General features: G+C 71.5%; 14 protein-coding genes. 4 read left to right on the forward strand and 10 right to left on the reverse strand.

Going from position 1 to position 16391, the window contains the following annotated elements; genetic code table 11:
* Positions 1–25: 25 nt before the first annotated feature.
* Complete coding sequence (locus tag ACZ6ZP_RS36240; protein ID WP_469410060.1) at positions 26–628, reverse strand: hypothetical protein; 603 nt, start codon at positions 626–628, stop codon at positions 26–28.
* Positions 618–2135: an ROK family transcriptional regulator gene (locus tag ACZ6ZP_RS36245; protein WP_361469175.1), complete on the reverse strand. Its 1518-nt coding sequence runs from the start codon at positions 2133–2135 to the stop codon at positions 618–620. The genes ACZ6ZP_RS36240 and ACZ6ZP_RS36245 overlap by 11 nt, the downstream gene beginning before the upstream one ends.
* A gap of 261 nt (positions 2136–2396) precedes the next feature.
* Between ACZ6ZP_RS36245 and ACZ6ZP_RS36250 the strand changes: the two genes are divergently transcribed.
* Positions 2397–3881 (forward strand): hypothetical protein, encoded by a 1485-nt coding sequence (locus tag ACZ6ZP_RS36250; protein ID WP_469410063.1) that lies wholly within the window; start codon positions 2397–2399, stop codon positions 3879–3881.
* A gap of 7 nt (positions 3882–3888) precedes the next feature.
* Here ACZ6ZP_RS36250 and ACZ6ZP_RS36255 read toward each other — a convergent pair whose 3' ends face one another.
* Together ACZ6ZP_RS36255 and ACZ6ZP_RS36260 are read right to left on the reverse strand one after the other, a co-directional pair.
* Entirely contained in the window at positions 3889–4551 is a 663-nt protein-coding gene (locus ACZ6ZP_RS36255) for a response regulator transcription factor (RefSeq protein ID WP_351169726.1), read from the reverse strand.
* A 14-nt stretch (positions 4552–4565) separates the two neighbouring features.
* Positions 4566–5783: a sensor histidine kinase gene (locus tag ACZ6ZP_RS36260; protein ID WP_469410065.1), complete on the reverse strand. Its 1218-nt coding sequence runs from the start codon at positions 5781–5783 to the stop codon at positions 4566–4568.
* A gap of 107 nt (positions 5784–5890) precedes the next feature.
* Between ACZ6ZP_RS36260 and ACZ6ZP_RS36265 the strand changes: the two genes are divergently transcribed.
* The 3 genes from ACZ6ZP_RS36265 to ACZ6ZP_RS36275 all read left to right on the forward strand — a co-directional run bounded on the left by ACZ6ZP_RS36265 (position 5891) and on the right by ACZ6ZP_RS36275 (position 8154).
* Positions 5891–6823 carry an ABC transporter ATP-binding protein gene (locus tag ACZ6ZP_RS36265; RefSeq protein WP_399982262.1) on the forward strand — a complete coding sequence of 311 codons (933 nt, stop codon included), beginning with the start codon at positions 5891–5893 and terminating at the stop codon, positions 6821–6823.
* A 2-nt stretch (positions 6824–6825) separates the two neighbouring features.
* Positions 6826–7563, forward strand: coding sequence for an ABC transporter permease (locus ACZ6ZP_RS36270; protein ID WP_351169717.1), 738 nt, complete (start codon positions 6826–6828; stop codon positions 7561–7563).
* A gap of 135 nt (positions 7564–7698) precedes the next feature.
* Complete coding sequence (locus ACZ6ZP_RS36275) at positions 7699–8154, forward strand: hypothetical protein (protein ID WP_351169714.1); 456 nt, start codon at positions 7699–7701, stop codon at positions 8152–8154.
* Here the strand turns inward: ACZ6ZP_RS36275 and ACZ6ZP_RS36280 are convergent.
* The 6 genes from ACZ6ZP_RS36280 to mutA all read right to left on the reverse strand — a co-directional run bounded on the left by ACZ6ZP_RS36280 (position 8132) and on the right by mutA (position 16370).
* Positions 8132–8689, reverse strand: a complete 558-nt coding sequence (locus ACZ6ZP_RS36280) for a GNAT family N-acetyltransferase (RefSeq protein WP_469410070.1) — start codon at positions 8687–8689, stop codon at positions 8132–8134. The genes ACZ6ZP_RS36275 and ACZ6ZP_RS36280 overlap by 23 nt on opposite strands.
* Entirely contained in the window at positions 8680–9759 is a 1080-nt protein-coding gene (locus tag ACZ6ZP_RS36285; protein WP_468617652.1) for an enoyl-CoA hydratase/isomerase family protein, read from the reverse strand. Before ACZ6ZP_RS36285 ends, ACZ6ZP_RS36280 begins: the two co-directional genes overlap by 10 nt.
* A gap of 150 nt (positions 9760–9909) precedes the next feature.
* On the reverse strand, positions 9910–11163 hold the full coding sequence (locus tag ACZ6ZP_RS36290) for an alpha/beta hydrolase family protein (protein ID WP_469410073.1): 1254 nt from the start codon (positions 11161–11163) through the stop codon (positions 9910–9912).
* A 124-nt stretch (positions 11164–11287) separates the two neighbouring features.
* Positions 11288–12316: a methylmalonyl Co-A mutase-associated GTPase MeaB gene (gene meaB / locus ACZ6ZP_RS36295; RefSeq protein WP_469410076.1), complete on the reverse strand. Its 1029-nt coding sequence runs from the start codon at positions 12314–12316 to the stop codon at positions 11288–11290.
* Positions 12317–12318: 2 nt separating this feature from the next.
* The gene (gene scpA, locus ACZ6ZP_RS36300) at positions 12319–14520 is read right to left on the reverse strand and encodes a methylmalonyl-CoA mutase (RefSeq protein WP_351169699.1); all 2202 of its coding nucleotides are present in this window, start codon (positions 14518–14520) and stop codon (positions 12319–12321) included.
* A complete protein-coding gene (mutA, locus tag ACZ6ZP_RS36305) occupies positions 14520–16370 on the reverse strand; it encodes a methylmalonyl-CoA mutase small subunit (RefSeq protein ID WP_399982276.1) in 1851 nt (616 codons plus the stop codon). Before mutA ends, scpA begins: the two co-directional genes overlap by 1 nt.
* Positions 16371–16391: the final 21 nt, after the last annotated feature.

Consider the following 16391-nt stretch of genomic DNA (forward strand, 5'->3'; position numbering starts at 1 on the left):
ACACAGAGTGCCGGTCAGCGGTGACTCACCGCGGCGCGTCTCCCGCGCCGCGCCGCGGGCCCTCCCGGGGCGCCATGGTGTCCGCTCCTTGCTCCGCGGGGGCCAGGAGCGTCGCGAACACGGCACGCAGTTTGCCCGCGGTCTCCCGGGAGAACATGCCGACGAGCGCGCCCAGCGCGGTCACGCCGTACGGATTGATGTCGCTGGACGACGCCATGGTGGTGGTCAGGCCGCCACGCAGCACGAAGTACACGACGAGGGCCAGACTCGCCCCGGCGAACGGCTCGACGACATACATCAGCACCCAGCTGCGCCGCAGCCCTCGGTTGCCCACGTACCAGTAGAGCGAACGCAGCGTGTGGATCACCGCGCCCAAGCCCCCGGCAGCGGCAACGACGATGAACAGCCTTGTCTCGCGGAGCAGATCGGGGGACCAGAACAGCACGCGCACCTGTGCCGCCTTCTCCACCCGCTGGGCCGCTCCGGGAGTGGGCGGAGGCGGCCATGTCTGGACGAGCGTGACACCGAGCGTCGACGCCATGAGGATCAGCAGGCCTGCCAGCAGGACGATGTCCCGCGTCCCGGCGTACTGCGTGCCCACGGTCGACGGGGTGGGGTCATCGGCCATCGCGGCTCAGGCGCCGCATGGCGACCGCCGTGGCGGCCAGGGCGCCGACCTCGTCGTGGTAGGGCTTGGCCGTCAGGGTGACGTCGTCGCCGGCCGTGGAGAAGGCCTGCTTGCGGACCGTCTTGTGCACGGCGGTCATGAACGACCGCGCCGATTCGAATTCGCCGTCCGAGACGAGTCCGGCGGGTCCGTAGAGCACGATCCGGTCGGGGTTCGTCAGGTTGATCAGCGCCGAGAGGCCGATGCCTAGCGCCTCGCCGGTCCTGCCGAGGACTTCCTCGACGTACTTGCGGCATTCGTCGTTCGACAGCAGGGCCAGGGCCGCGTCCAGGCCTTCGGCGGTCCGGCCGGTCAGGGCGCGTATCTCGTCGGCGATGGCATCGGTGCCCGCGACGCTCTCCAGGCAGCCGCGGTTGCCGCAGCTGCACAGCGGGCCGTCGGAGCGCACCACCACGTGGCCGATCTCACCGGCGGAGCCCGCCGCGCCGTGGTGTACGCGGCCGTTGAGCATCAGGCCCGCACCGATGCCGTGGTCGAGGATCACCGCGGCATCGGTGCGTCCGGTCCCGGGCCCGGTGAGCGTCTCCTCCAGCTGGGCCAGGGCGTTGGCGTCGTTCTCGAGCACGGTCGGCAGCCCGGTCGCCCTGCGCAGTGGCTCGGCCAGGGAGAAACCCGTCCAGCCCGCACCGGTGGCGTAGTTCGGGGCGTAGACGACGGTTCCGCGGGCCGCGTCGACATGGCCGCCGATCTCCACTCCGAGTCCGACCCGGCCGGCATCGGCCGGGGCCCGCGTCGCCGGGGCCTCGGCGAGCAGGTCGTGGACGAACGCGGCGAGCACCGTGACCGCCGCGTCGGCGTTCCAGACGGGCTCCAGGTCGCGCTGGGCGCGTGCGATGGCCGTGCCCCGGGCGTCGGTCACGACACCCGACAGCCGTCCGGGCCGAACCTTCACTCCCGCGAAATACTCGAAGTCCCCCAGCTGCGGCCGGGGCAGCGGCGCCGGATCGGGCTCGCTTCGACGAAGGCCGGACTCCTCGAGGTAGTGCTGGCCGCGCGGCGTGATGTCCCAGGCGTTCTGCCGCCACGCGCGGCGCTTCCAGGCGACGTCGGCATCGACCATCTTGCGGCCGATCCGGCTGATCTCGGTGATGTCCACGTCGAGTCGAGCGGCGAGCTGGGCGTTGCTCTGGCCAGGCTGCCGGGCCACCTCGACGAGGAACCGCGCCGCGTGACTGGTCGGGTCGAGGGAGAGTTGCAGCGCGGACGGCAGGCGGCGAAGCGCCCAGTACGTCACGTCGATGAGGCCCAGCAGGCGGCCGCGCAACTCCGCCGCCGCGTCGCCCTGGCCGTCGCGCAGTCGACGTTGGCGTCCGTACTGGCGGCGGAGTCCTTCATGGGCCGCCTCAAGCGCCTCCTCATCGCCCGCGAGCGAGGCGTCGGTGACCATCATGCCCAGCGAACTGAACAGCCCGTCGGATATCTCTTCCGAGGACTTCATTTCGTCCATCAAGCTCTGGATCTCGGTTGCCCGATCGTATCGCTGGCGCCTTCCGTCACTCATGTCACTCTCCTGTTCCGGCTCCCCCAATTGACGGACCTTTCCAGCGTGGAGCCATGTCAAGTGAGTGTCAAGTGAGGCCGCCATGATTCTTTTCCGCCCTTTTCAAGATCCGTACTTGCGGCCACTCCGGCTTTCTTCTGTTTCTCGGTGAATATGCCGCCTCCTTGCGTTAATATCTGGTTACGCGAAACGGCCTCGGGGGGGACCATGAACGGAAGTGTGTCGGCGAGCGGTGGCACCCATTCGATCAAAGGTGTTCTCTTACCCAAGGATCCGGCGGACCTCTTCGTCGTTCTCTACGACCTTCTCCCGGAGCGCCCCTTCCTCGGTCTCACGGCGAACCAGTGGCACGGTGACCTGTTCGTGCATCAACTGGCCGACGAAATCTGTGAGGAGGCAACGGCGAATGGCACGGTCGACACCGCTCGGGTCGAAAAAATATTCGGGCAGCACGGCGAGAAGGGCATCTTCGCCGCACTGACCGGCCTCGACCAGGTGCTCGGTGCCGTCAATCCGTTCAGTGGCGCACGCTGCCCGTCCGCCTTGAACAAGATCGCCCGCCGATACAACGAGAAGAATCAGCTCAATGATCCGGAAGGCCCGACGACCGGTTTGCTGCTGCCCCGCTGCACGCGGCCCGGGAAATTGCTCGCGCAGCCCACGGGCAGGCCCGACTTCTTCAACGTGCATCGGGTCACCGCGGACGACTGCAGGAACGTACGCCACATCGGATTCAAACAGCGAAACGGTGCGCATTTCTCCGGGAAGAAAGCGATTCCTATAGGGTCTGCACCATTACTGGAGAGCTACGACGATCTGAAGTTCGATTTCCACCAGGTGGACGGAACAACCTTTTACAAGGTGTCGACGCGGGACGAACGGCTGCGCGACCGCATCGATCACGTGGTCAAGAATCTGGACGAATCAGGTGCGGAGATCGGAGTGATGCCGGAGAGCACCCTGTCGAACGCGCTCTACGACCATTGGAAGACGCATGTCGGCACAGAACCGGAAGGCAGCCGGCTGCGGTGGGTGCTCCTGGGGACCGGTCCGCTGGGCGAGGACGACCCGCCGCCGAACCGTGCCGTCCTGGTGGACCGCTCCACCGGGGAGACGATCCTGACCCACGACAAGGTGCACGGATTCACCATGGGCAAAGGCCAGGCGGACAGGTGGCAGCTGCCGCGCCGCCCGGACCACGAGAGGGCCGCTGAGTACCTGGAGCGCGGAGAGGGCGTCACCGTCGTGGAAACCGCCATCGGCCGGGTCGCGGTCCTGATATGTGAGGACATCAAGCAGTCGACCGACTGGGAGGCGCCGCTGCGGGCCTTCGGGGTCTCCCACCTCTTCGTGCCGCTGCTCTCCTCACCGATCAGCAGGGCGATCCGCCGTTGGGACCGGCTGGCCGCGGAGCGCTGCGTCGAGGTGATCGGCGCCTGGGTGGTCCTCGCCAACAGCCTCGCCGTGGGCGACCGCATGAACCTGCCGCCGGAGAACCGCTTCAACACGCTCGTGGTCGGACCGAGGCTGCCGCGCTCGCTGGACAACGGCGACCACGTCGCCCAGTTCGCCCGGTCGGAGAACGGCACGGAACTGGCCCGCGTCGTGGAAGAGGGCCAGGAAGGCGGGGAGATGCGGCGCGACCCCGAGGGCGGCCCGCTCCCGACGATCGTCCGAGGCGGTACCGCCTAGAGGACGCTCACCCCGGTGCGACGAAACCGGACTCGTACGCGGCGATGACCGCCTGCGTCCGGTCGCGCGCCCCCAGTTTCGCGAGCACGGAACTCACGTGCGACTTGACCGTCTCGGCGCCCACGATCAGCTCGGCGGCGATCTCCGCGTTCGACAGGCCGCGCGCCATCAGGCGCAGCACGTCCGCCTCGCGCTCGGTGAGCGCGGCCCGGTCCAGGGCCGCCCTGGCCTGCGCGTTGCCGGGCCGCTGCCCGTACGCGCCCGCCAGTTGCCGCACCGCCGCGGGGAACAGCAGCGACTCGCCCTCCGCGACGAGGCGGACGGCGTTGACGATCTCCGCGGGACGGGCGCGCTTGAGCAGGAAACCGTCGGCACCCGCGCGCAGCGCCTCGTACACGTACTCGTCGTTCTCGAAGGTCGTCACCACGAGGATCTTCGGCGGGTCCTGCACCGTGCGCAGGACCGCGCGCGTGGCCTCGATTCCGTCGAGCAGCGGCATGCGGACGTCCATGGCGACCACGTCGGGCCGCAGTTGGCGCACCAGCGGAATGACAGCGGCGCCGTCGGCCGCCTCGCCGACCACCTCGATGTCGGGCTGCGCCTCCAGGACGGCGCGCAGCCCCGCGCGTACGAGGGGTTCGTCGTCGACGAGCAGGACAGTGACCGGCATCCGGTCAGCCTAGGTCACGCCAGGGGAAGCTCGACGTGCACCTGCCAGTCGCCCTCGCCGGGGCCCGTGGTGGCCCGGCCGCCGAGCAGCGTGGCCCGTTCGCGGATGCCGCGAAGACCGCTGCCGCCACGGCCGGTCGGCGGTGTCCCCTGGGGCAGCGGGTTGCGCACCTCCATGCCCAGGACCCCGTCGCCGACCGCGATCCGCACCCGTACCGGAACCGGTCCGCAGTGGCGCAGCACGTTGGTCAGCGACTCCTGGAGGATGCGGTAGCCCTCGCGTGACACCGGGCCCGGGACGCTCTCCAGGGGGCCCGTCACCTCGGTGTCGACCTTCGCCCCCGACGCGCGCGCGGAGTCCAGGAGCCGGTCGGCGTCGGCGAGCGTGGGCCCTCGGCTCGCGGGCCGCTCGTCCTCACGCAGCACCCGCAGCACCCGCTCCAGGTCTTCGAGCGCGGCCCTGCCGGTCTCCTCGATCGCGCCAAGCGCGCGGTCGGTGAACTCCGGGTCGGCGGTGGCCCGCGCGGCGCCCGCCTGCACGACGGCGACGGTCAGCGCGTGCCCGATGGAGTCGTGCAGTTCGCGCGCGATGCGGGTGCGTTCCAGGAGCTGCTCGGTGCGCTCCTCCAGGGCCGCGAGGCGCTCCTTGGGCGAGGGGCCGAGCAACTGCCGGGCGGCCGAGGTCATCAGGCGGCCCCCGACCACCATGACCCCTAGGAGCACCGCGAGCGGGATGGGCACGAACAGTGCGTTGAGGGGGTTCTGGTCCGGCAGCGGGACGAACAGACCGGACGCGTCGCCGGGTTCGGCGGTCGACCCCAGCAGGGCCAGCGTCATCCCCAGGAGCTGCACCGTGACGAAGGCCGCCGCGCAACCGGCCTCCAGACGCAGCACGGCCCACAGCGCGGTCCTCTTCCGGTCGCGCCACGACGCGGAGGGAGCCACGGAGATACCGGAATCCTCGCCGTCGCCCCGCACGCGCGCGTGCTGCCCCGGGAACAGCATCAAACGGGCCTGGAGCCCCTCCGCCCGACGCAGCGACGGCAGCAGCAGAGCGGCCGCCACCACCAGCGGGATCGGCTGGAGCGCGATCAGGATCCAGTCGCCGGCCGATGGACTGCTCAGGCCCGGCGTGACGAACGCGGCCGTCAAGGGGATGACCGAGCCGATGAGCACGTGCAGCCAGCGCGTGTAGGTCACCGCCTGCGTGAGCGGCCTGAGGAAGCGGGGCATCACGCCATCGTGCCAGCGGGCCGGGCCGCACGGCTCCCCCGCGCGGGGGAGAGGAACTCCCCGGGCGGGGGAAGACCCACCGCACGGGAGACCGCGAGTCTTGGCCCATGACCAGCATCGACGTCCAAGACCTCACCAAGGAGTACGGCACCACCCGCGCGGTGGACGGACTGACCTTCACCGTCCGCCCGGGGAAGGTCACCGGGTTCCTCGGCCCCAACGGCGCCGGCAAGTCCACCACCATGCGCCTCGTCCTCGGCCTCGACCGGCCCACTTCGGGCACCGCCACGGTGGGCGGCCGCCCCTATGCGGCCGTCGACGAGCCCCTGCGTCACGTGGGAGCCCTCCTCGACGCCCAGGCCGCGCACGGATCGCGTACCGCACGCAACCACCTCCTCGCCCTCGCCGTCAGCAATCGCATCCCCGTGCGCCGCGTGGACGAGGTCCTCGAAGAGGCCGGGCTCGCCTCCGTGGCGGGGCGCAGGATCAAGACGTTCTCGCTCGGCATGCGCCAGCGCCTGGGCATCGCGGCGGCGCTGCTCGGCGACCCGCCCGTCGTCATGTTGGACGAGCCGTCCAACGGCCTCGACCCCGAAGGCATCATCTGGATCCGCGAGTTGCTGCGGCGCCTCGCCCGCGAGGGCCGCACCGTCCTGGTGTCCAGCCACCTCATGAACGAGACCGCCACGTTCGCCGACCACCTGGTGGTCCTCGGCCGGGGCAGGCTGCTCGCGGACACCTCCATGGCGGACTTCATCGCCGCGCACAGCAGCCCCCGGGTGCGGCTGCGCACTCCTTCGGCCGACCGGCTGCGGGGCCTCCTGACGGACAAGGGGTACGTGATGGCCGCGGGGGACGACGGCCGCTGGACGGTGGACGGCGCGCGGGCCGAGGAGATCGGGTCCATCGCCGCCGGTCACGGCATCCCCCTCCTCGAACTCTCCGACGAGCAGGCCTCCTTGGAGCAGGCCTACCTCGCGCTCACGGCCGACGACACCGAGTTCGCCGCCGCCACCCCGATGTCCCGCCAGGAGGCCTGAGCATGTCGACGACCGCCGTGCTCCACTCGGAGTGGATCAAGATCAAGTCGGTGCGCGCCAGCCTCGGTTCGCTGATCGCCGTCTTCGCCGCCACCCTCGCCATCACCGTGCTCGCGTTCGCCGCGGTCGGCACGGCCGAGGCCGACAACGCCGACTACGAACCACTCTTCGGCGCCTTCTACGCACTCAACTTCGGCCAGATCGCCGCCATCAGCTTCGGTACGACGGCGATGTCCTGCGAGTACCTGAACGGCGCGCTGCGGATCTCGCTCTCCGCGGTGCCGCGCAGAGGGCTCTTCTACGGGTCCAAGGTCGCGGTGGTCGGCGCGCTCGCCCTGGGCGTGGGGCTCGTCACCAGCTTCGCGGGCTTCCTGGCCGGGCAGGCCTTCCTGGGGGAGTACGCCATCGGCCTCGGCCATGACGGCGCCGTCCGCGCGTGCGTCGGCGGGGGCATCTACCTCGCGCTCATGGCGCTGCTCGCCGCGGGCCTGACCATGCTGCTGCGCAGCGGGGTCGCCGTCCTGAGCATCCTCATCCCGTTCACGCTCATCGTCTCCTTCGTGGTCGGGGACGTCGCGAGCGGCGTCGCGGGCTTCCTGCCGGACCGGGCGGGGCAGCAGGTGCTGCACGAGAACCCGACGGGAACTCTCGGCCCCTGGACGGGACTTGCCGTCACGGCCGCGTGGGCGGCGGCCGCGCTGCTCGCGGGCTGGTGGGCGGTGCGGCGGCGCGACGCGTGAGGCTTCGAGGGAGTGTCGCGAGGGAGTGTCGCGAGGGGGTGCCGTGAGGGGGTGCCGTGAGGCAGGTGTCCGGATGGTGACGGCGGGGGCCTGACGGCGGGCCAGTTGTCAGTGGCGGCCGGTTTACTGGGTGTCATGAGTAGCGCAGAGCATCTCGCCACGATCGACCTGCTGCGCTCACGGGGGTTCCCCGCGGAGCGCGGCAGGTCGCCCTCCGGCGTCGGCGGTCCCGGCTATCACATCGCCGAGTTACTGACGAGCGGCGACTTCTGGGAGGACGACGGCACGCGGTGGGAGGCGACATCGGATCAGTACGACGCCGAGCGCGACGGCCTGACGGTCCTGCTCGCCGAGCGCTGGGGAGCGCCCCAGATGTTCAGCCTGGCGAGCGTCTTCGAGCGGGCCCAGGGCGACGGGTACGACGACGTGGGCGAGGAGATACCGGAGCCGTGGAGCTCGCTGAGCTCCTCGGTGCCGGACCTTCATCTGTGGCGGGTCGACGGACGGTGGATCGCCCTCGGCGTCTCCCAGTGGGACAAGGAGCTGCCGTTCCAGCTGCTCGCCGTCGTCACGGAGATCGATCCGCCGTGACGTCCGCCGGGCCGGGGGCGTTCAGGGCGTGGACGCGGACGGCGCGCCCGCAGTAGGGATCGAGGGTGGCGCGCTCCACGCGCATGCCGAGCTTGTTCATGATCCGTTCCGAGGCGACGTTGCCCACCTGGGCGACGCTGACGATCCGCTCCAGGCCCCGGTCGGCGAAGCCGAAGTCGAGGGCGGCGCGTGCCGCCTCGGTGGCGAGACCCTGTCCCCAGAAGGGGCGCCCGAGCCGCCAGCCGATCTCCACCGCGGGCAGCACCTCGGGCAGGTAGTGCGGCACGGAGAGCCCGGTGAACCCGGCGAGTTCACCGGTGGCGCAGACCTCCACCGCGAACAGCCCGAAGCCCTCGGTCTCCCATCCGCGCTCCCACATGGCCATGGTGGAGCGGGTCTGCTCCTCCCCGTCGTGGACGGAGCCGTCGCCGATCCACCGCATCACCTCGGGGTCCGCGTTGATGACGGCCATGGGGGCGACGTCCGACTCGCGCCAGCGCCGCAGGACGAGGCGGGGCGTCTGGATCAGGGGCATCGCGGGGCAGCCTCCGGGGCGAGGCCGAGCTCGTCGCCCTCGCGCGGCGCGAAGTGGCGTGCCACCTCCGCGTCGGTCACCTGAGTGAGCTCGGCGGGGGACCAGTGCGGATCGCGGTCCTTGTCGACGACCTGGGCGCGGATGCCCTCGACCATGTCCGGCGCGGTGATCGCGGTGGCCGATACGCGGTACTCCTGGTCGAGCACCTCCTCCAGGGAGGCGAGCGCACGGGCCCGGCGCAGCGAGGCGAGCGTGACCTTCAGGGAGGTCGGCGACTTGCCGAGGATGGTCTCGGCCGTCTCCTTCGCCGCCCGTTCGCCGGAGTTGTACAGCCGGTCGACGATCTCCTCCACGGAGTCGGCGGCGTAGCAGGCGTCGATCCACGCGCGCTGGGCGGCGAGTTCGCCGTCGGGCGCGGTGGTGGCGTACGCGGCGACCGCCTCGCCCACCTCGGTGTCGGCCAGCGCGGCGGTGAACTCCGCCAGCCGCTCCGACGGCACGTAGCGGTCGGCGAGGCCGCACAGCAGCGCGTCGCCCGCGCCCACCGCCGAGCCGGTCAGCGCCAGATGGGTGCCCAGTTCGCCGGGCGTGCGCGTCAGCAGATACGTACCGCCGACGTCCGGCACGAAGCCGATCCCGGTCTCCGGCATGGCGATCCGGGAGCGCTCGGTGACGATCCGCACGCTGCCGTGCGCCGAGACGCCGACCCCGCCGCCCATCACGATGCCGTCCATGACGGCGACGTACGGCTTCGGGAAGCGGGCGATGCGGGCGTTGAGGCGGTACTCGTCACGCCAGAAGGCCACGGACGCCGCGCCGCCGCCCGCGCGGATGTCGTCGTGGATGGAGCGGATGTCGCCCCCGGCGCAGAGCCCGCGGGCACCCGCGCCGGTGAGGACGACGGTGGCGACGGAGTCGTCCCGCTCCCATGCCGTGAGGGCCTCGTCCATCAGGCCCACCATCGCGTGGTTGAGGGCGTTGATGGCGCGGGGGCGGTTGAGGGTGATGTGCCCCGCACGGCCTTGGACGCGGGTGAGGACGGGGGCTTCGGCGGAGTCAGCGGGGGACATGGGGCAGGTGGCTCCTTCGAAGACGGGTGATTCGCTCGGCCGGCACGCAAGGGCTGTGCCCGCACGGATCGAATCTACGTCGTGGGCCCGGCGAACGGCGGCGGGGGCCTTCCGGTCCCGTCGGGGTGCGTGCCGTCGGGGTGCGTCCCGTCAGGGTGAGTGGAAGGCGACCTCCGGGTTGGCCTTCGAGGGGCCGTCCAGCAAGGGGCGGTTCCGGTCGTTCAGGTGCTTGTCGAAGAAGGCCGTGACATAGGACGTCGTGATCTGCCCCGAGCGCTCGCCGGAGAGCGGGGCCGACGGATCGGTCCTGCCGAGCTGGCCGCCGAGGACCGGCAGATCGGTGAACGTCAGGTGCCCGGAGTCCGCGACCGTGAGCCAGCGCTTCCAGCCGTCCAGACGGTGCCACTGGCGCGGCCACGAGGCGTCATCGGTGGAGGGGTCGTGGTCCTTGCGGGTGCCGAGCATGAGCACGGGGCGGCCGGTGCCCGCGGCCGGGACCGGGGCGAAGAAGGAGCCGTCCAGGTTGGCGGCGGCGCGGATGCGGCGGTCCGTGCCAGCGGCCACGGCCGCCGCGTTCCCGCCGAGCGAGTGGCCTGCGGCCCCGATCCGCCGGGTGTCGATGAGCGCCGCGTAGTCGGGGCGCCGCCCGTCGGCGGTGCGGGACGGCTCGGTCAGCTCGTCCACGACGAACGAGATGTCCGCCGCCCGGTTCCGCGCGGCCTCGGTCAGCACCTTCTTCCCCCCGGCGTCACCGCCGGGTGCCTGCTCGACCTTCTCGCACGCGACACAGGTGCGGACCCGCGAGGAATCCCCCTTGCCCGGGAATCGCGTGCCGAAGGACTCGTAGGCGTGGTCCACGAGAGCGACGACGTAACCGTGGGAGGCCAGGTTCTCCGCGAGGTTGCTGAGGGTGGCGCGGTGCAGCGAGAAGCCCGGGGAGAGGACGACGAGCGGGTGCCTGCCTCCCGCGGGGCGCGCGCCGGTGCGGGCGTTCGTGCGGACGGAGGTCAGCTGCCCGGCCTCGTACAGTTCGTCCAGTTTCAGCCCCTCCAGGAGCAGTTCCGCCTCCTCGGCCGCCAGGTACGGGGCGCGGTCGCCGTCCCGGCCGCCGTCGCTGCCGCCGTGCCGGGTGGGATGGAAGACGGACACCATCAGCTCCCGGGACCCCGCCGAGGGCACCCACGGGTCACGGCGGGTGTCGTCCACGAGGTGGAGGGTGTTCCGTCCGACGCCGTAGGACCCGGTGGGGCGGGGAAGGGAGAGCGCGGCTTCCGTAGCCGACGGGGAAGCGCGGCGCGCCGGCGCGGAGCCGCCGTTCTCGGCGCAGGCCGCGACGGTCGGGGTGAGGAGGGAGAGGGCCAACAGGGCGGTGACGGCGCTGCGCCGTGTGCGGATTCTGTTCATGCTGAGGAGCGTATGAACCGCGGAAGCCGCCCGGCACTGACGAAGGTGCGGGGCAACCCCCTACTTTCGTAAGGGGTTTCGGACGTCGGTGCCGGAACCGAGGCACCCGGTCGCACCGACTGCCCTATTCGGCCCCGGCTCCAGGCCCCCCGGCCCCGGACCCCCCGTTCCCCTGAAACGCCTCCAGAATCCGCTCCGCCGCCATCGTGGCCGTCAACGTGCCCTCGCGCACCCGCTGTTCCAGCTCCGGTGCCAGATCCCGCACCGCCCCATGCCCCCGCAACCGGTCCAGGAGTTCGTCCCGCACCATCGTCCACGTCCAGTCGACCTGCTGGTCGCGTCGCTTGGCGGCGAGGCGGCCCGTGGAGTCCAGGAGCGTGCGGTGCTGTTCCAGGCGGTCCCAGACCTCGTCGAGGCCGCTGGACTCCCGCGCGCTGCAACTGAGCACCGGCGGCGTCCACGCGGCGTCCGATGGGTGCATGAGCCGCAGAGCGCCCGCCAGTTCACGCGCCGCCGAACGCGCGTCGCGTTCGTGCGGGCCGTCCGCCTTGTTGATGGCCAGGACGTCCGCCAGTTCCAGTACGCCCTTCTTGATGCCCTGGAGCTGGTCACCGGTGCGGGCAAGCGAGAGCAGCAGGAACGAGTCGACCATGTTCGCGACGGCCGTCTCCGACTGGCCCACGCCCACCGTCTCCACGAGCACCACGTCGTAGCCCGCCGCCTCCATCACCACGATCGACTCGCGCGTCGCCTTCGCGACCCCGCCGAGCGTCCCCGCCGTGGGAGAAGGGCGCACGAACGCCGCCGGGTCCACCGAGAGGCGCTCCATCCGCGTCTTGTCGCCGAGGATCGAGCCGCCCGTCCGGGTCGACGACGGGTCGACGGCCAGGACCGCCACCCGGTGCCCCAGGCCGGTCAGCATCGTGCCGAGCGCGTCGATGAACGTCGACTTGCCCACGCCCGGCACTCCGCTGATGCCGATCCGCCGCGCCCGCCCGCTGTGGGGGAGGAGCTGGGTCAGCAACTCCTGTGCCAGGGCCCGGTGTTGTGGCCGGGTCGACTCGACGAGCGTGATGGCGCGCGCGATCTGCGCGCGCTTCCCGTCGAGCACGCCCTTGACGTACGTGTCGATGTCGATCCGCGGCGCCGCCATGCTCACAGCTCGTGGCCGAGGTCGGCCGCCAGCCGCTTCACCAGGTCGTACGCGGCGTCCGGGATCACCGTGCCGGGCGGGAAGACGGCCGCGGCGCCCATCTCAAGCAGCGTCGGCACGTCCTGCGGCGGGATCACACCGCCCACCACGATCATGATGTCCTCGCGGCCCTCGGCGGCCAGCTCCGCACGCAGCGCCGGTACGAGGGTCAGGTGCCCGGCGGCGAGCGACGAGACGCCGACGATGTGCACGTCCGCCTCGACCGCCTGGCGCGCGACCTCCGCCGGGGTCTGGAAGAGCGGGCCGACGTCCACGTCGAAGCCCAGGTCGGCGAAGGCGGTGGCGATGACCTTCTGGCCGCGGTCGTGGCCGTCCTGGCCCATCTTGGCGACCAGGATGCGCGGTCGGCGCCCCTCGGCCTCCTCGAAGGTCCCGACGAGCGTGCGGGTGCGTTCCACGGACGGGGACGAGCCTGCTTCGGTGCGGTACACACCGGAGATCGTACGGATCTGCCCCGCGTGCCGCCCGTACGAGGCCTCCAGGGCGTCGGAGATCTCACCGACCGTCGCCTTGGCGCGGGCCGCGTCGACCGCGAGCGCGAGGAGATTGCCCTCCAGGCCCGGGCCGGGGTCCCGCTCGGCGGCCGCCGTCAGCGCCCGCAGCGCGTCCTGGCAGGCCGCCTCGTCGCGCTCCTCGCGCAGCCGCTTCAGCTTGGCGATCTGCTGGTTGCGCACGGAGGAGTTGTCGACCGCGCGGACGTCGATCCGCTCGTCGGTCTCCACGCGGTACTTGTTGACGCCGATGACCGGCTGGCGTCCCGAGTCGATCCGCGCCTGCGTCCGGGCCGCGGCCTCCTCGACGCGCAGCTTGGGGATGCCCGCGTCGATGGCCTGCGCCATGCCGCCCGCCGCCTCGACCTCCTCGATGTGCTGCCAGGCGCGCCGCGCCAGGTCGTACGTCAGCTTCTCGACGTACGCGCTGCCGCCCCACGGGTCGATCGTCCGCGTGGTGCCCGACTCCTGCTGGATGAGCAGCTGGGTGTTGCGGGCGATGCGCGCGGAGAAGTCGGTGGGCAGGGCGAGCGCCTCGTCCAGGGCGTTCGTGTGCAGCGACTGGGTGTGGCCCTGGGTGGCCGCCATCGCCTCGACGCACGTACGCGTGACGTTGTTGAACACGTCCTGCGCGGTCAGCGACCAGCCCGAGGTCTGCGAATGGGTGCGCAGGGAGAGCGACTTGGCGTTCTTCGGGTCGAACTGCTTGACGAGCCTCGCCCACAGCAGGCGCGCCGCGCGCAGCTTGGCGACCTCCATGAAGAAGTTCATGCCGATGGCCCAGAAGAAGGAGAGCCGCGGCGCGAACGCGTCGACGTCCAGGCCCGCTTCCTGACCCGCCCGCAGGTACTCCACACCGTCGGCGAGGGTGTACGCCAGCTCCAGGTCGGCCGTCGCGCCCGCCTCTTGGATGTGGTAGCCGGAGATGGAGATGGAGTTGTAGCGCGGCATCTTCTGCGAGGTGTACGCGAAGATGTCGGAGATGATCCGCATCGAGGGCTTGGGCGGATAGATGTAGGTGTTGCGGACCATGAACTCTTTGAGGATGTCGTTCTGGATGGTCCCGGCCAGCTTCTCGGGCGGTACGCCCTGCTCCTCGGCGGCCACGATGTACAGCGCGAGCACGGGGAGCACGGCGCCGTTCATCGTCATCGAGACGGTCATCTTGTCCAGCGGGATGCCGTCGAAGAGCTGACGCATGTCGTAGATCGAGTCGATCGCCACGCCCGCCATGCCGACGTCGCCCGTCACGCGCGGGTGATCGCTGTCGTAGCCGCGGTGGGTGGGCAGGTCGAAGGCGACCGAGAGACCCTTCTGGCCTGCCGCGAGGTTGCGGCGGTAGAAGGCGTTGGACTCCTCGGCGGTGGAGAACCCCGCGTACTGGCGGATCGTCCAGGGCTGGTTGACGTACATCGTGGGGTAGGGGCCGCGCAGATACGGCGCCACACCGGGGTACGTCTCCAGGAAGTCGAGGCCCTCCAGGTCGGCGCCGGTGTACAGCGGCTTGACCGCGATGCCCTCCGGGGTCTCCCACAGGAGGTCGTCGTCGGCCTTGCCGGTGGTCTCCTTGACGGCGCTGCGCCACTGGTCCTTGGAGACCTCGGAGGGGGCATCCGGCGTCAGGTCGACACCGGAGAAGTCGGGGATCGCCATTACGCCACTCCCATGTGGTCGAGGGTGGAGGAGAGCACGGACACCGCGTCGCAGCCCGCGAAGACGTACGCGTCGACAGCTGTGTACTCGGCGGGCCGTCCCGCGAGGAACACCCGTTGCGCGCCCGCCGACTTGAGCGCTTCGGCGACCGCTTCGGCCTGCTCCTCGTAGAGGGCGTCGCTGGAGCAGAGGCATGCCACCGTGGCGCCGCTGGCCGTGAACGCGTCGGCGGCCGTCGTCGCGTCCACCGACACCGGGTCGTGCACGGCCTCGATGCCGCCCGCCTGGAAGAGGTTCGAGGCGAAGGAGGCCCGCGCGGTGTGCGCGGCGGCGGGGCCGAGCGCGGCGAGGAACACCCGGGGGCGGGTGCCCGCCGACGCGAGGTGGGCGTCCGAGCGGGAGCGCAGGATCTCGTACGCCTCGTCGCGGCGCACGCGCGGCAGGCCGCCCGATACCTCGGCGGGCGGGGCCACGCGCTCGACCGGACGCTCCGTCAGGTTCGGGAACTCGCTGACACCGGTGATCGGTTCACGCCGCTTGGCCAGCTTCTGGCTGCGCTCGGCCCAGGTGGCGGCGAGACGCTCACCGATCAGACCGGAGCGCAGGGCCGCCGCCTGGCCGCCCGCGCGCTCGATCTCCTGGAAGAACTCCCAGCCCGCGTGGGCCAGTTCGTCCGTGAGGCGCTCCACGTACCAGGAGCCGCCCGCCGGGTCGATCACCCGGGCGAGGTGCGACTCCTCGATCAGGATCGTCGAGGTGTTGCGGGCGATGCGGCGCGCGAACGCGTCCGGCAGGCCGAGCGAGTGGTCGAAGGGCAGGACGGTCACGGAGTCGGCGCCGCCGACGCCCGCGCCGAGGCAGGCCACCGTCGTGCGCAGCATGTTCACCCACGGGTCGCGCCGCGACATCATCACCGGCGAGGTCACGGCGTGCTGGCGCTGCGCGCCCGCGTCCGGGGCGCCGCAGACCTCGGCCACGCGGGCCCACAGCCGCCGCGCCGCGCGCAGCTTGGCGATGGTCAGGAACTGGTCGGCGGTGGCCGCGTACCGGAACTCGATCTGGGCGCAGGCCGCTTCGACCGTGAGCCCGGCCTCGGTCAGCTCGCGCAGGTAGGCGACCGCCGTGGCGAGCGATGCACCGAGCTCCTGCCCGGCCGAGCCACCCGCCTCGTGGTAGGGCAGGGCGTCGACGGCCAGCGCGCGGAGGTTGGGGTACTCCTGCCCGCACAGCCGGGCCAGTTCGATCGCGGCGGCCGGGTCGAGCCGCTCGCCGGTGCGGGCCTCGTGGCCCAGCGGGTCGGCGCCGAGGGTACCGTGGGCCGTGTCCTTCGGGATGCCCCGCTCCTCGTAGAGGCGGAACAACTCGCGCGCCGCGGGCCCGACTTCGCCGCCCGCGTCCAGGGCGATGGGCGCCAGGTCGAGGAAGACGCCGTCCAGGGCGCGCTCGATGCCGGACACCGGGAGCGCGCCGGGGCCCACGCCGAGCCACAGCGAGGTGACGCCGTTCTCCAGGTCCGCGAGCACGGTCTCGTTCGTACCGGCGGGGTCCGTGGTCGCATGCCGCTGGCGTACGTCCCAGCCGGCCGCGGCACTGCCCGCGGCGGTGCCGCCCCTCACAAAGGGGGCGAAGCCCGGATATCCGGCGTCAGGCGCGGTTTCCCGGGCGGTGTACAGGGGGCGGGTGCTGAGCCCGTCCTCGAGTGCGGTGGAGAGCGCATCCTCGGCGGCCGACCCCGATACGTCCTTACCCGATTTGCGCAGCACGCCTTCCACCAGGCGCTGCCACTGCTCATGGGTCGCATCAGGGAACTCGGCGGCCAGGGAAAGCCCGTCGTCAGGCAGGACCGTCATGGGCATGATGCTAGGGCGGAA

This window comes from Streptomyces sp. NPDC054047, from assembly GCF_055585065.1.

Excerpts from the sequence above, each read along its gene's own strand:
- ACZ6ZP_RS36240 (WP_469410060.1), bottom strand. The coding sequence starts at position 628 with ATGGCCGATGACCCCACCCCGTCGACCGTGGGCACGCAGTACGCCGGG.
- ACZ6ZP_RS36245 (WP_361469175.1), bottom strand. The coding sequence starts at position 2,135 with ATGGACGAAATGAAGTCCTCGGAAGAGATATCCGACGGGCTGTTCAGT.
- ACZ6ZP_RS36250 (WP_469410063.1), top strand. The coding sequence starts at position 2,397 with ATGAACGGAAGTGTGTCGGCGAGCGGTGGCACCCATTCGATCAAAGGT.
- ACZ6ZP_RS36255 (WP_351169726.1), bottom strand. The coding sequence starts at position 4,551 with ATGCCGGTCACTGTCCTGCTCGTCGACGACGAACCCCTCGTACGCGCG.
- ACZ6ZP_RS36260 (WP_469410065.1), bottom strand. The coding sequence starts at position 5,783 with ATGCCCCGCTTCCTCAGGCCGCTCACGCAGGCGGTGACCTACACGCGC.
- ACZ6ZP_RS36265 (WP_399982262.1), top strand. The coding sequence starts at position 5,891 with ATGACCAGCATCGACGTCCAAGACCTCACCAAGGAGTACGGCACCACC.
- ACZ6ZP_RS36270 (WP_351169717.1), top strand. The coding sequence starts at position 6,826 with ATGTCGACGACCGCCGTGCTCCACTCGGAGTGGATCAAGATCAAGTCG.
- ACZ6ZP_RS36275 (WP_351169714.1), top strand. The coding sequence starts at position 7,699 with ATGAGTAGCGCAGAGCATCTCGCCACGATCGACCTGCTGCGCTCACGG.
- ACZ6ZP_RS36280 (WP_469410070.1), bottom strand. The coding sequence starts at position 8,689 with ATGCCCCTGATCCAGACGCCCCGCCTCGTCCTGCGGCGCTGGCGCGAG.
- ACZ6ZP_RS36285 (WP_468617652.1), bottom strand. The coding sequence starts at position 9,759 with ATGTCCCCCGCTGACTCCGCCGAAGCCCCCGTCCTCACCCGCGTCCAA.
- ACZ6ZP_RS36290 (WP_469410073.1), bottom strand. The coding sequence starts at position 11,163 with ATGAACAGAATCCGCACACGGCGCAGCGCCGTCACCGCCCTGTTGGCC.
- meaB (WP_469410076.1), bottom strand. The coding sequence starts at position 12,316 with ATGGCGGCGCCGCGGATCGACATCGACACGTACGTCAAGGGCGTGCTC.
- scpA (WP_351169699.1), bottom strand. The coding sequence starts at position 14,520 with ATGGCGATCCCCGACTTCTCCGGTGTCGACCTGACGCCGGATGCCCCC.
- mutA (WP_399982276.1), bottom strand. The coding sequence starts at position 16,370 with ATGACGGTCCTGCCTGACGACGGGCTTTCCCTGGCCGCCGAGTTCCCT.